This is a genomic window from Nonomuraea sp. NPDC052129 (assembly GCF_040680095.1).
Lineage (GTDB): Bacteria > Actinomycetota > Actinomycetes > Streptosporangiales > Streptosporangiaceae > Nonomuraea.
Map to the genome: position 1 here is coordinate 1 of NZ_JBFAVX010000006.1, position 13,506 is coordinate 13,506.

Below are 13,506 nucleotides of genomic sequence, written 5' to 3' on the forward strand. Positions count from 1 at the left end.
GCCCCGGGGCCCCGCGCCGGTCAGATCAGACGCGCCGGTCGGATCAGAACAGTCCTCCGAAGAAGTCGTCAAGGCCGCTCTGGTCAAAGTAACGGACGAAACGGCCAGTGGTATCGCTGATGGTGCCGGTCTTCGTCATGGGCGGCTCCTGCTCCATCGGCTTGTAGTCCTGTCTCATGCCCTGGCCCGAGTTCGAGGGCGGGACCAGGTTAGGCGGCGGTTCCCCGTCCGGATACATCTTCCCGTTGCAGAACACCGAGACGGATTGGGTCGGCTGCGAGACGCCGTTGTTGCCGTAGACCTGTCCCGGCCGCACGGCGGCCAAGCGGGTCGCCCTGGGCGGCGACTGCCGTTGCGCGGCTCGGTGGCTGGTCGGTCTCCTGGCGGGACGTGGGCGTGACGCGGGTCTGGATGGGAGCCTGGTCACCCGCCCGTTGGTCACCTTCTTCACGTGCTTCCTGGTCTGCCTCCTCCGGATGGCGACCTCACCGTTGCCGGCGCTCGGCGCGCCGATTGCGGCACCTGCTCGCCGGTCGACCGGCGCACCGTGCGAACCTCTTACACGAAAGCGGGCCCGGCGCCCGTCCGACTGTGAGGAGCCCGACGTGTCCCCCGTGATCCTTTCCGCCGCAGGCACCTGTCTCGTCCTTGACGTCGCGGGCTCCGGCCTGCCGCGAGTGCGCCATTTCGGCGCCGACATCGGTGCGGTCGCCGAGGAGCAGCTCCTGCCCGCGCTGGCCTCTCTGACGCCGGCGCCGCCGCTGGTGCCGCTCCAGGGCGACAGCTGGTACGGGCGGCCGGGCCTGTCAGGAGCCCGCACGTCCGCGCATCGGCCGGTCAGGTGGAGCCTCGACGGCCTGGTCGTGACGCGGCCCGCGCCCGGTGCGGGCGGCAGCGTGACCGTGACAGCGAGCGACGATCGGGCGGGGCTCCGGCTGGTGAGCGAGCTGGCCATGGACGCCAACGGCGTGGTCACGATGCGGCACGCGCTGACCAACACCGCCGCCGACCCGTACCGCGTGGAGGAGCTGACCTGCGCGTTGCCGCTGCCCGCGCGGGCGGATGAGCTGCTCGACTTCACCGGGCGGTGGGCGCTGGAGAAGGTGCCGCAGCGCCGGCCGCTGGCCTACGGCCTCTGGTCGCGGGAGAACCGGCGCGGGCGCACCGGGCACGACGGCACGGGCCTGCTGGTGGCGGGAACGGCCGGGTTCGGGTTCCGGCACGGCGAGGTGTGGGCGGCGCACGCCGGATGGAGCGGTGACCACATCCACTACGTCGAGCGGCTGCCGGAGGGCGTGACGCTGCTGGCGGCCGGTGAGCTGCTCGCGCCCGGCGAGATCATCCTGGGCGAGGGCGAGACGTACGAGACCCCGCTGGTCTATTTCACCTGGTCGGACTCCGGGCTGGACCCGGCGGCCGGGCGGCTGCACGGTCACCTGCGCTCGCGCGGCCCGCGCCCGGCCCGCCCGGTCACCCTGAACAACTGGGAGGCCACCTACTTCGACCACGGCCTCGACCGGCTGCTGGCGCTGGCCGACCGGGCCGCGGAGGTGGGAATCGAGCGGTTCGTCCTCGACGACGGCTGGTTCCGGCACCGCCGCGACGACAAGGCCGGGCTCGGCGACTGGTACGTGGACGAGGGGGTGTGGCCCGACGGCCTGCACCCGCTGGCCAAGCACGTGCGCAAGCTCGGCATGCAGTTCGGGCTCTGGTTCGAGCCGGAGATGATCAATCTCGACTCCGACCTCGCCCGCGAGCACCCCGAATGGGTCCTCGGCCGCGCCGACCGGCTCCCGCCGCCGCAGCGCAACCAGCACGTGCTCGACCTGGCCCGGCCGGAGGTCTTCGACTACCTGCTGGACCGGATCGGCACGCTGGTGGGCGAGTACGAGCTGGACTACATCAAGTGGGACCACAATCGCGACATCGCCGAGCCCGTCCACGACGGTGTGGCGGGTGTGCACGCGCAGACCGTGGCCGCGTACCGGCTGATCGACGAGCTGCGGCGCCGCCATCCCGGGCTGGAGATCGAGTCCTGCTCGTCCGGCGGCGCGCGGATCGACTACGGCATCCTGGCCCGTACCGACCGGGTCTGGACCTCCGACAGCAACGACGCGCTCGACCGGCAGGCGATCCAGCGCTGGACCGGTCTGCTCGTGCCGCCGGAGCTGATGGGCAGCCACGTCGGCGCACCCCGCGACCACGTCACCCACCGGTCGCTGGCGCTGTCGTTCCGCTGCGCCACCGCGTTGTTCGGTCACATGGGCGTCGAGTGGGACCTGACGTCGGCGAGCGAGGCCGAATGCGAGGAGCTCGCGGAATGGATCGCCCTGCACAAGCGGCTGCGGCCGACGCTGCACGGCGGGACCGTGGTCCGCGCCGACCATCCCGACCCGGCGGTGCTGCTGCACGGCGTGGTCCGGGACGGGCACGCGGTGTTCGCCTGCGTCCAGCTCGCCTCCCGGGTGGCCATGGGCCCGGCCCCGCTGCGCCTGCCCGGACTGGACCCCGAGGCCGTCTATGAGGTGCGGGTGGCCGGCCGCCTGCCCACGGGTGTCGGGCTGCCGGAGTGGACGGCCGCCCCGGTACGCCTGCGGGGCTCGGTCCTGGCCGGGCTCGGTCTGCCGTCCCCGGCGCTGAAGCCCGCCACCGCGCTGGTCTTCGAGCTGGAGGCCGTCTAGAGACTGGCTTTCAAGGGATTGCGGGTGCGCTGAACCTGGCTCGGTAACCGGACGGGCTCATCGCGAAGAACTGCCGGAAGCGGCGGCTGGCGTAGTTGGGGTCGCTCCACCCCACCTGCCTGCCGATCGCCGCGACCGGCAGGTCCGTCTCGATGAGCAACGCCGCCGCCCGCTCGGCGCGCAGCCGGTTCAGGTACGCCATCGGCGAGATGCCGAGCTGGGCGGTGAACGTCCTGGCCAGGTGGGCGGCCGAGACGCGCGCGAGCGCCGCCAGGTCGTCCACCGACCAGTCCCGCCGCGGGTCGCCCTCCAGCTCCCGTACGGCCAGCAGCACCGCGGGATGCGTCCCCGCGCTCCCGGCGGCGGGCTCACCGAGCGAAGTCAGCGAGGCCAGCGAGGCCGCCGCCCCGCCCAGCAGGCACAGCAGCGCTCCCACCTGCGTGATGTGCCCGCCCACCGCCGCCGGAAGCGCGGCCTCCACCACCGCGAGCGCCCCGTCGTCCAGCCGCGACACATGCCCCGAGCGGTGCAGCAGCCTGCCGACATGCGGTTCGGCCCGCAGCCAGGCCAGCTCCCGCTGGAACATCTCCGGACCGACATACACGTTGTGCACCACCAGCCCACGGCAGTCGCGGTAGCCATGCCAGTCGCCCGGTCGCAGCAGCGCGACCGAGCCGCGGCTCAGCTCCTGCTCCCCGATGGCCGAGACGTGCGTGGCCGTGCCCTTGGTGACCACGGCCAGCTCCAGGAAGTCGTGGCTGTGGGCGCTGTTGTCGGCGGCCAGCTCGTGCCGCTCAGCCACCACGGGCAGCCGGTCGGGGGTGAAGACGTCGTCGCGTCGTACATGGTGCACATCAGGATTGTGCTACATGCGAGCAACCCCCGTCCTAGCCCGTCCCGGCACCGCCCGGCAAGAGTGGAGGCACCACCGACAAGGGAGAAGAACATGCTTGACGACGCTCAGGTGTCCGCGTACCGACGTGACGGTTTCATCCACCTGCCCCAGGTGATCTCGCGTGAGGAGGCCGCCCGGTACGCCAAGGCGGCGCTGGCCGCGCAGGAGACCGTGCGGAACAACCGGGAGGGCGACATCTTCGTCCAGTTGCTGCAGCTCTGGCAGCAGGACGAGACCCTGCGCGAGCTCACCCTGCACCCGGGGCTCGCCGCGCTCGCGACCCAGCTGGCGGGCGTGCCGCTGCGGCTGTGGCACGACCAGCTGCTGATCAAGAAGCCGCACAACGGCGCGGCCACCGAGTTCCACCAGGACCAGCCGTACTGGCCGCACACCGGCTCGCGGCACGCCCTGTCGGCCTGGATCGCGCTGGTCGACGTGCCGGTCGAGCGGGGCTGCATGACGTTCGTGCCCGGCTCGCAGGACCTCCAGGATCTGCGCGCCCAGGACTTGTCGGACGGCCAGGACCTCTTCCGGATCGCGCCCGAGCTGCGGTGGCGGCAGCGGGTGACCGTCCCGTTGAAGGCGGGCGACTGCACTTTCCACAACTCGTACCTGGCGCACTGCGCCACGCCCAACTTCACCGACGACCCGCGCATCGCGCACGTGGTCATCTACATGGACGCCGACGCGGTCTTCGCCGCCGAACCGGCGCACGTGCTGACCGACCCGCTCGGCCTCACCCCCGGCCTGCCGCTGCCCGACGAGCACTTCCCCAGCTTCGCTCGCTGATCGACCCCGACGTCACGCGAGTCGACGCGTCGTGCTGCCTCTGGACCCCGGCGTCACCCGGGTCGGCGCGTCGCGCTGCCTCTGACGATGAGGCTCGTGGCGAGCTCGATCCGGGTGCCGGCCGAGCCCTTGCGGTGGGCCAGCTCTTCGGTGATCAGCCGGACCGCCTCGTTGGCCATGTCGTCGAGCGGCTGACGGACCGTGGTGAGCGGCGGGGACAGCATCTCGCACAGCGGGGAGTCGTCGAAGCCGACCACGGACACCTCGTCGGGGATGCGGATGCCGCGCTCGGCCGCCGCCTGGTAGACGCCCGCGGCCTGCAGGTCGGAGCCCGCGAAGATGGCCGTGGGCCGGTCGGGGTGGTCGAGCAGCTCGGCGCCGAACGTCTTGCCGCCGGAGACCTGGAAGTCGGCGAACCGCGTGAGGTCCGCCGACGGCTCGACGCCGAAGGTGCGGTGCGCGGCCAGATAGCCCTCGTAGCGGTCGAGGGTGCACTGCGTGTCGAGCGGCCCGCCGATGAAGCCGATCCGCTCGTGCCCCAGCTCCAGGAGATGGGTCGTCGCCATCACCCCGCCCGACCAGTTCGTCGCGCCCACGGTCGAGAGCCGGGGGTCGCGCTTGCCGACCGGATCCAGGAGCACCAGCGGGACCCGCAGCAGCTCTTCGACCGCTGCGATCTCCTCCTGGTTGGCGCGCGAGAGCACCAGGACGATGCCGTCGGTGCCGCGCTTGCGCACCATCCCGATCCAGCGCCGCAGGTCGAAGTCGGAGCGCGCGGAGGAGGTCACGACGAGCGAGAATCCCCAGCGCGCGGCCGCCTGCTCCGCGCCCTTGACCAGGACCTCCGCCCAGGGCGAGCCGAGCCCGTCGATGAGCAGGTCGACGAGGCCGACCTGCGGGGCACTGGGCGGGCGGAGCGCTTCGTACCCGGAGGCGCGGACCGCTTCGAGCACCTTGCCGCGGGTGGCGGCGGAGACGTGCTTCTTGCCGCTCAGCACTTTCGAGACCGTCGGGACCGACACTCCGGCCGCCGCCGCGACATCGGAGAGCGTGGGTCGGGGCACAGTACCTCCCGTTTGCCGACTTTCGGAAAATCGTCTGGCCCGCAGACGCTTATCTAACTGGGCTGATTAGGCGCGTTCGGCAAGTGTTGACACGACTACAAGCCGGAATCTACCGTAACAAAACGGCAATGTCACGGCGTCTTTTCGGAAAACTATCCGGAAACTTTCCGATGCGATGACGGAAGCCCGCGCCCAACCGGGCGCACCAGATCAACAGTGAGGGTGCGTGCATGACGATCGATGAGCGTCGAGCGCGACGCGTCGGCGACCTGCTGGCCGACATGTCGCTCGACGAGAAGCTCGCGCAGCTTGTGGGCGTGTGGCTGAACGTCAATCGCGAAGAGGGTGTCGTCGCGCCGCTGCAGGATTCGATGCAGGGCGAGGACGTCGCGTTCGAGGAGTTCGCCCGCCACGGACTCGGGCAGATCACCCGGCACTACGGGACCCGGCCCGTCGATCCGGAGTGGGCGAGCACCCTGCTGGCCGCGCGGCAGCGATGGCTGCTCGACCACACCCGCCTCGGCATCCCGGCACTGGCGCACGAGGAATGCCTCACCGGGCTGGCGGCCTGGCAGGCGACGACCTATCCGGTCCCGCCGGCCTGGGGTGCGTCATTCGACCCCGAGCTGGTCGAGCGGATGGGCCGGCGGATCGGGGCGAGCATGGCCGCGCTCGGCGTTCATCAAGGGCTCGCTCCCGTGCTCGACGTGATTCGCGACCAACGGTGGGGGCGGGTCGAGGAGTGCGTGTCCGAGGATCCGTACGAGGTCGCGACGATCGGGGCGGCGTACGTGCGGGGGCTCCAGTCCGCTGGCGTGATCGCCACGTTGAAGCATTTCGTCGGCTATTCGAACTCCCGCGCCGGACGGAACCTGGCCCCGGTCCACGCGGGGCCGCGGGAGGTGGCCGACGTGCTGCTGTTCCCGTTCGAGGTGGCGATCCGGGACGCGGGGGCGGGTTCGGTGATGAACTCCTACGCCGAGATCGACGGGATTCCGATCGCCGCGGACGGCCACTACCTCACCCGGGTCCTGCGTGACGAGTGGGGGTTCGACGGCACCGTCGTCGCGGACTACTTCGCGGTCGCCTTCCTGCACACGCTGCACGCCGTCGCCACCGACGCCGAGGACGCCGCCGTGCAGGCGCTCACGGCGGGGATCGACGTCGAGCTCCCCACCGGGGTCGCCTATCTGGCGCCGTTGAAGCAGGCCGTGTCGAGCGGGCGGATCGCCGAGTCGCTGATCGACCGGGCGTTGAGCCGGGTGCTGCTGCAGAAGGCGAAGCTCGGCCTGCTCGACGACGACTACGAGCCGGCTCCTTCGGGGCCCGTCGACCTGGACGGCGCCGAATCCCGGGCGCTGGCGCGGCGGCTGGCGGAAGAGTCCATCGTGCTGCTGACCAACAACGGCCTGCTCCCCCTCGGCGACGCTGCGGGACAGCGTGTGACCGTCATAGGCCCGAACGCGGACAGCGTCACCGCGCTGTTCGGCTGCTACTCCTTCGTCAACCACGTCCTGCCGCACTTTCCCGAGGTCGAGCCGGGCATCGAGTCGCCCACGCTGCTCGACGCCCTGCGGGCGGAGTTCCCGGACGCGGTGCTGCGGGTCGCGCACGGCACGGGTGTCGACGACGGCGACCGCGCGGGGTTCGGCGAAGCCGTGGATCTGGCGGCCGCCTCCGACGTGGTGATCCTCGTGCTCGGCGACCGGTCCGGCCTGTTCGGCCGGGGCACCTCCGGCGAGGGCTGCGACGTGGACACCCTCGATCTGCCCGGCGCCCAGCAGGCACTCGCCGACGCGGTCCTCGCCACGGGCACTCCGGTCGTGGCGGTCCTGCTGACCGGCCGGGCCTACGCCGTGCCGGGCATCCTCCGCGAGGCCGCCGCCGTGGTGCAGGCATTCTTCCCCGGCGAGGAGGGCGCGGGGGCCATCGCCCGGGTGATCAGCGGAGCCGTCAACCCGTCGGGGCGGCTGCCGATGAGCCTGCCCGGCTCGGCCGCCGGTCAGCCGTACAGCTACCTGCATCCCCGGCTCGGCGCGGCCAGTTCGGTGAGCAACATCGACCCCGCTCCGGAGCTGGGGTTCGGTCACGGGCTGAGCTACACGAGCTTCGCCTACGACGAGGTGTCCGTGGCAGCGACCGCTCCGGCTGCGGACGGGTCGATCCACTGCTCGGTCGTCGTCCGCAACGCGGGTGATCGGGCGGGCGCGGAGATCGTGCAGGTCTACGCGTCGGACGTGGTCGCCTCGGTGACCCGGCCCGTCGCCCAACTGGTCGGATACGCGCGCGTCGAGCTCGCGCCCGGCGAGCGGGTGTCGGTCGGCTTCGAGGTGCCGACGCGGCTGCTGGCCTTCACCGGGCGCGACGGCCGGCGCGTCGTCGAGCCCGGCGAGGTGACGGTGACCATCCGCCGCTCCGTCACTGACGTCGTCGCCGAGCGGTCGGTGACGCTGACCGGGCCGGTGTACGAGATCACCGGCGCCGAACGGCGGCTGACCACGGTCGTTCAGACGAGCGTCCTGCTCCGCTGAGCGGCGGCTGACCACGGTCGTTCAGACAAGCGTACTGAGCGGCAGCTGACCACTGTCGATCAGACAAGCGTCCTTCTCCGCTGAGCGGCCCGCCGCCATGACGCCAGTCGTACCACCGGCGCCACGAGCACCACGACCGCGACGACCAGCACCGTCAGCCCGGCGGTCCGCTGGTCGGCGGACAGGTCCGATACCCCCGGCGGCGACACCAGCGTGAACCAGTCCACGCCCACCCCCGGCCCGAACCGCAGGGCCAGCCCGAGCGCGAGCTGCGCCACGGCGACCACCGCGAGCAGCCGCACCCGCGCCACCCAGGTGATCGGGCGCGGCAGCGGATCCACTCCGGCCAGCACCCAGAAGCACAACACCCCGGTGCAGAAGAGCACCGCCAGGGTGAGCAGATGGAGCGCGTAGCTGTACAAGGACTGCCCCAGCCAGCCGGTCCCGTACAGCACCGCCATCGGCACGATCTGCGCGGCGGCGACGGTCACCGGATGGGTGAGCCGCGAGGCCAGGCGGCTGTCCAGGATCGCGCGGGTCACGTCGCCGTATTGGGACCGGTCCGTGGTGGTCTGGGCGGCGAGCGTCAGCGGCGCGCCCAGCGCCAGGAGCAGCGGCGCCACGAGCGCGACCAGGCCGTACTGCAGCGCCTGCGCGGACAGCATCGCGCGGGCGTAGCCGCCCACGCCGCTGAGCAGGGCGAACGCCAGCACCGCGAGCCCGGCGAGCCACGCGGCGGTACGGCCGGGCGGCCACACGATCCCATCGCGGGCCAGGCGGCGCAGCCCGACGAGGTAGCCGATCGCGAGGACGGCCAGCACGAGCAGGATCAGCGGGTCCAGCCTGATCTCGGTGACCAGGCCGCCGATCGAGAAGGGCGGCAGGTTGTACTCCAGCAGGAGGTGGTCGTGGCCGCCGCCGCCCTCTGAAGGCGGCGGCGGGGTGCGTGACAGGGCGACCGCGAGCCCGACGGCCGCCGCCATGACGATCGCCTCACCGGTGGCCAGCCGGACGAACGTGCGCCGCACCGGGTGTTCGGCCAGGCCCGCGACGGTACGGCGGCGATGGTTCTGGCCGAAGACGCCCAGGGCCACCAGCGCGGCCGCCTTGGCCAGGATGAGCAGGCCGTAACGGGTCTGCCACAGCTGCGCGACGGCGTCGAGGCGCACCCAGGCGCTGGCCACGCCCGATACGGCCACCGCGCCGAAGCAGGCCAGGGCCAGCGTGCTGAACCTGGGCACCACCTCCGTGAGCCGGTCCGACCGCCGGAAGTGGACCAGGACGGCGGCCAGGCCGCCCACCCACACCGCCACCGCCGCCAGGTGCGCCATCAGCGCGGAGATCGCGATGTCGTGGTCGCCCGCCGAGGCGGCGTGGCCGACATAGGCGGGCGGCAGGATCGCGAAGACGGCGACCGCCAGCAGGAGGGCGTTCCACCAGGGCGAACGCCATAGGCTGGTGCCGATCGCCACCACCCCCGCCGCCGCGGCCACGATGAGCAGCGCCTGGGTCTGCGGGACGGTCGTGCCGAACGACAGGATCGACGGGCTCTCGAACAGGTCGGTGAGCGGCAGGCCGACGACCTCCGAGATCGTCAGCAGGTACGTCACCGCCGCAGCGGCGGCCCAGCCCAGCCCCCAGCGGCCGGCGGCGCGCAGGCAGGCGGCGGCCTGCGGCGTGCCGCGCGGCGCCAGGATCACGGCGGCCACCAGCGTTCCGACGGTGGCGAAGGCGCACAGGTCATAGGCGAACCGGGCCAGGGGCATCCCCCAGTCGGTGAACGGTCCCGCCTTGGGCAGGCCCGGGATCGACGGCTGCGGCACGCTTCCGCCGAACAGCAAGGCCGCGACCAGCACCAGGACTCCGGCGGCCACGGCGACGACGGCATATCGGCGGGCCGGCGTCGCCCCGCCTCGGAAAGTGGACACGGCTGCTCAGGTGCCGAAGGGCAGGGATCGACGGCGTTGGGGGGTTGACGGCATGGTGATCTCCACGTGGCTGCGGGACGGGGGTCAGAAGGCAGCCGGGAGCGGGGGTCCACGCCGGACGACCGCGTGACGCAGGACGCTTTCATACGGTCCGCCGGGTGAGCGATAGGCGGGCGCCGGTGCAGTGCGTGGGAATGTGGAGCACGGCGCCAGGACCTGGAGCAGGCGTACGGCCAGCCGCCGCAACACCGCCCACAGCGCGGTCTCGCCCCTGGCCACCCACCATCCGGTCACCAGAGCGGCGGTGAGGTGGCAGAGCACCATGCCCAGGTCGGTGGCCGGTCCGTGTCCAGGCGGCATGGGCGCGGGTGCGTCGTGCCAGGAGAACAGCCCGTGCAGGAGGACTTGCGCCGAGCCGAGCAGGACAGCGATCAGGACCGGTTCGCGCTCCCGGCCGGCCAGCGCGGCGGCGCCCGCCGTTACTAGCCCGGCGCCGAGCGCGAGATGGCCGGGGCCCGGCAGAGTGCCGTCGGCGAACCAGTGGGCCAGGGCGGCCAGCGTCACACAGACGGCCGCGAAGAGGGCCGACCGCGCTAATCGCAACGGCAGCATGGCTCGCATGGTGCCCAAATGCTCCCACACCAGCAGCTCGCCGTGAGGCGCGTTCCCACCTATAGCGTTTATCCGAAATTTCAGCTTTTCCAGGCTTATAACGGTGACGCCGAGCGGCTCGCTCAACGCATGAGCGCGCGCCGGTGGCATCCGTATCGGGACCACCGGCGCGCTGATCAGGTGAGCGTCAGGCGTGCAAGCCCCGACAATTGATCTTGAACGAGTCGCCGTAGCCTTCCCAGACCCCTACCAAGGTCCATCCCTGGGCGACCTTGTCAGCGTGCTGCCAGGTGCAGGCCGCATGCAGGTCGAGGCGGATCTGAGCACCGTCGTTCCTGGTGCAGACCCAGCCGGTCACATTGTCGCCCAAGTGCTTCGCGCCGTTGTAGCCGATCGACTGGCAGAAACCGGCGAGGTTCATGCCCTTGTAGAACTCGGTCGCTCCCGGCGTGGCATGGCACTTCCACTCGCCGGCGCTGGTGCCGTTGGTCGACGCGGTGACCGGATAGCCGGCGGCCACGAGCGGACTGAACTGCCACTGGCAGGCGCTGACCACCGAGAGGCCGACTTCGTCGTTGCCGCTGACGCACCGCCAGCCATCGAAATGGCTGCCCACCAATTTGGCGTGGTCGTACCCGATCGACCTGCAGTAACCGTTGAGGTCGACGCCGCCCAGGTAGGCGTCGACTGATTGGACTGTGAGCGGTGCGGCTTGGGCGGGTGAGGCGCCCAGCCAGGTCGCGCCCAGGCACGCCAGCAGCACGGTCAGGATGAGATGACGCAGTCGCATACCGATCCCTTCGTCGGAGGGTGGATGGCGCCGCAGCCGAACCACGCCGCGGCCTGCCAAGTATCAAATTCGCCCGGCGAGCAGGTCTTCGTGGCGGCGACACAAGGTCACACGCGCTGTTGCGCGTTCGCGTAAGGAGCATTGATCCACGACGAGCGGGACGACGAATACGCCGGGGGGCAAGCACCGAACCTGACCGTTGAGGGGGAACGGAACGTGGGCGGACTGTTCGAGTCGTTACGTGAGCAGGTGGAGGACAACGCGCGCAACGCCGTGTCGGCGTATCAGCGCGAGATCCCCGAGTATCGAGACATCCCGAGCATCGGCGGCGAGCGCGACCACCAGGCGAGCATGTACGGTTTCGCCGTCTTCATCCGGTCCCGCAGGCTCGACCTGGCACCGGCGCGGCTGCCGCTCAACGACGATGACCTGTCGACGATCTCGTCGGTGGGCCGCCAGCGTGCCGAGCTGGGGCTGTCCGTACTGTCGCAGCAGCGGGTACTCGGGCTGCACACGCATCTCACACTCCAGGAGATCCACCAGGTGGCCGGCCCGGAGGACGGCGACGACCTGCTGCGGATGCTCGGCTGGATCGGCTCGCAGAGCGTCCGGGCCAGAAGCGCGTACCTGCACGGGTACACCGACGGGGTGGGCCGGTCACGGTCGCTGGCGACCCGCAACGAGCTGCTCGCGCGCACATTGCTCGCGGACGAGCCGGTGGAGCCGCGACTGGCCGACCCGCTGCGGCGCTTGGTGGCCTCCCGCTACGCGGTGTCGGTGCTGCGCTTCCCCGCCCCCGCCGTGCCCGAGCAGGCCCGCTCCGCCGTGGTGAGCGCGCTCGCCGCCGGCTCGCTGGTCGCCTGGCTGAGCTGTGGCGAGCTGGTCATCCTGACTCCCGGGACCGTGGATCGTACGGTGGCGCTGCAGCAAGTGCGGTCGGCGGTGGCGCTGCTCGGGCGGGCCTGCCAGGTCGCCTCCGTGGAGGGCGTGACCGGTCAGCTCGCCGAATCCCTCACCTGGGCGCGGGAGGCCAGCCGGGTGGCGCCGACGGAGGACCGGCCGGCCCGCCTGTACGTCCTCGCCGACCTGTTCGTGGAGATGGCCGTGGCGAACACGCCGGAAATCGACGCATGGCTGCGCGCCTTCGCCCGGCGGCTGTCCAAGGGGCCGGACCTCGTGTCGACCCTGCACGCCTACTACAGCCACGACATGAACCGCGCGGCGGCGTCGGCAGCGTTGCGCATCCATCCGCGCACCCTGGACTACCGGCTGCAGCGCGCCCGCAAGGTGACCGGCCTCGAGCCCGGGTCGACCCTCGGCGTACGGATGCTCAGCACGGCGGTGGCGCGCCTGCTGGCCCGGTGAGGCGGTTGGGGCACGGCCATGTGCGGCGGTCAAGATGGAGATGCCTGCAAGGCCACGCATCGGACGCAGGCGCGGCGTGAGGTCGGCGCGAACGGCAGAGACCAGCCGCAGATCGGCAGAGGGCCGACCGGCTCCGCGCACAGGCCGGTGGATGTGCCGGGGAGCACGGCGTGTAGTACGGCGTCCTGCCCGCTTCCCAAGACGCCCGTCCGGTACTCGCGCGGGGGTGCTGTTCCCGCATCGGCAACGGGTTCGATGGTGAGGTCATCCCAATGGACAGGCCAACGGCGAATGCCGGCGGGCAGGTCAAAGTGATCCCCGTCAAGCCGGATCAAGGCGTTGGTACCGTGGGTGAGGATGCTGATCACTGTGCCGCTACGCCCGATGAGCCTGGCACGGTGAGCGCGGGTTCGTGCGTGGCTGTGCAGGAGTTCCGTGATCGTGACGCGGCTTCCCACTTGTCGCGTATCGATGCTCAACTGACTGGCCCCGAAGCTGCCGCCTGCACGTATATCGGCTGGGGTAGGGGATGGCTTCTGCGGAGGTCCGCGTAGCGGGAGGCGACGCGACGGGCAGCCCGCTCGGGATCGAGCGCGGGATGGTAGGCGTAGATGACCCGTTTGCGATGCGGGTCCCAGCCGGTACGCCACCAGTAGCGGTCGCCATCGCACCAGACCACCAGGCCCACCCAAACCGACACCAGGGCCAGCCCGTATCCATCGTGGATGTCGGCAGGGACGCCGAGTGCGACAAGGGCTTGGCCTATGTCGCGGGCGGCCTGCAAGGGGTGCTGTGGGGGCGTGATTTCTGGTTGGTTCCGCGTCATGGAGCCAGTGGACTCGGCGCGGGAT

Annotated in this window: 11 protein-coding genes; 4 read left to right on the top strand and 7 right to left on the bottom strand. The window is 71.3% G+C overall.

Annotation, left to right across the window (positions count from 1 at the left end; all coding sequences use genetic code 11):
- Positions 1–43 precede the first annotated feature (43 nt).
- Positions 44–325, bottom strand: coding sequence for a hypothetical protein (locus tag AB0L53_RS15955; RefSeq protein ID WP_363993670.1), 282 nt, complete (start codon positions 323–325; stop codon positions 44–46).
- Positions 326–605: 280 nt separating this feature from the next.
- On the opposite strand from AB0L53_RS15955, the gene AB0L53_RS15960 reads away from it, so the two are divergent.
- Entirely contained in the window at positions 606–2,681 is a 2,076-nt protein-coding gene (locus tag AB0L53_RS15960) for an alpha-galactosidase (RefSeq protein ID WP_363993672.1), read from the top strand.
- Positions 2,682–2,691: 10 nt separating this feature from the next.
- Here AB0L53_RS15960 and AB0L53_RS15965 read toward each other — a convergent pair whose 3' ends face one another.
- Positions 2,692–3,534, bottom strand: coding sequence for an AraC family transcriptional regulator (locus AB0L53_RS15965; protein WP_363993674.1), 843 nt, complete (start codon positions 3,532–3,534; stop codon positions 2,692–2,694).
- Positions 3,535–3,627: 93 nt separating this feature from the next.
- Between AB0L53_RS15965 and AB0L53_RS15970 the strand changes: the two genes are divergently transcribed.
- Positions 3,628–4,365 (top strand): phytanoyl-CoA dioxygenase family protein, encoded by a 738-nt coding sequence (locus tag AB0L53_RS15970; RefSeq protein ID WP_363993676.1) that lies wholly within the window; start codon positions 3,628–3,630, stop codon positions 4,363–4,365.
- Between the two features lie 53 nt (positions 4,366–4,418).
- Here the strand turns inward: AB0L53_RS15970 and AB0L53_RS15975 are convergent, their stop codons facing one another.
- Entirely contained in the window at positions 4,419–5,429 is a 1,011-nt protein-coding gene (locus AB0L53_RS15975) for a substrate-binding domain-containing protein (RefSeq protein ID WP_363993678.1), read from the bottom strand.
- Between the two features lie 230 nt (positions 5,430–5,659).
- Here AB0L53_RS15975 and AB0L53_RS15980 point away from each other — a divergent pair, with 230 nt between their 5' ends.
- Positions 5,660–7,960, top strand: a complete 2,301-nt coding sequence (locus AB0L53_RS15980; RefSeq protein ID WP_363993680.1) for a glycoside hydrolase family 3 N-terminal domain-containing protein — start codon at positions 5,660–5,662, stop codon at positions 7,958–7,960.
- A gap of 59 nt (positions 7,961–8,019) precedes the next feature.
- On the opposite strand, the gene AB0L53_RS15985 is transcribed toward AB0L53_RS15980, so the two are convergent.
- From AB0L53_RS15985 to AB0L53_RS15995, 3 genes are all read right to left on the bottom strand, one after another.
- Positions 8,020–9,888 carry a cytochrome c oxidase assembly protein gene (locus AB0L53_RS15985; protein ID WP_363993681.1) on the bottom strand — a complete coding sequence of 623 codons (1,869 nt, stop codon included), beginning with the start codon at positions 9,886–9,888 and terminating at the stop codon, positions 8,020–8,022.
- 84 nt (positions 9,889–9,972) lie between these two features.
- On the bottom strand, positions 9,973–10,500 hold the full coding sequence (locus tag AB0L53_RS15990; RefSeq protein ID WP_363993683.1) for an MFS transporter: 528 nt from the start codon (positions 10,498–10,500) through the stop codon (positions 9,973–9,975).
- A gap of 187 nt (positions 10,501–10,687) precedes the next feature.
- Positions 10,688–11,290: a hypothetical protein gene (locus AB0L53_RS15995; RefSeq protein WP_363993685.1), complete on the bottom strand. Its 603-nt coding sequence runs from the start codon at positions 11,288–11,290 to the stop codon at positions 10,688–10,690.
- A gap of 141 nt (positions 11,291–11,431) precedes the next feature.
- Between AB0L53_RS15995 and AB0L53_RS16000 the strand changes: the two genes are divergently transcribed.
- Positions 11,432–12,655, top strand: a complete 1,224-nt coding sequence (locus tag AB0L53_RS16000) for a helix-turn-helix domain-containing protein (RefSeq protein WP_363993687.1) — start codon at positions 11,432–11,434, stop codon at positions 12,653–12,655.
- A gap of 475 nt (positions 12,656–13,130) precedes the next feature.
- Here the strand turns inward: AB0L53_RS16000 and AB0L53_RS16005 are convergent, their stop codons facing one another.
- The gene (locus AB0L53_RS16005) at positions 13,131–13,481 is read right to left on the bottom strand and encodes a hypothetical protein (RefSeq protein ID WP_363993688.1); all 351 of its coding nucleotides are present in this window, start codon (positions 13,479–13,481) and stop codon (positions 13,131–13,133) included.
- Positions 13,482–13,506: the final 25 nt, after the last annotated feature.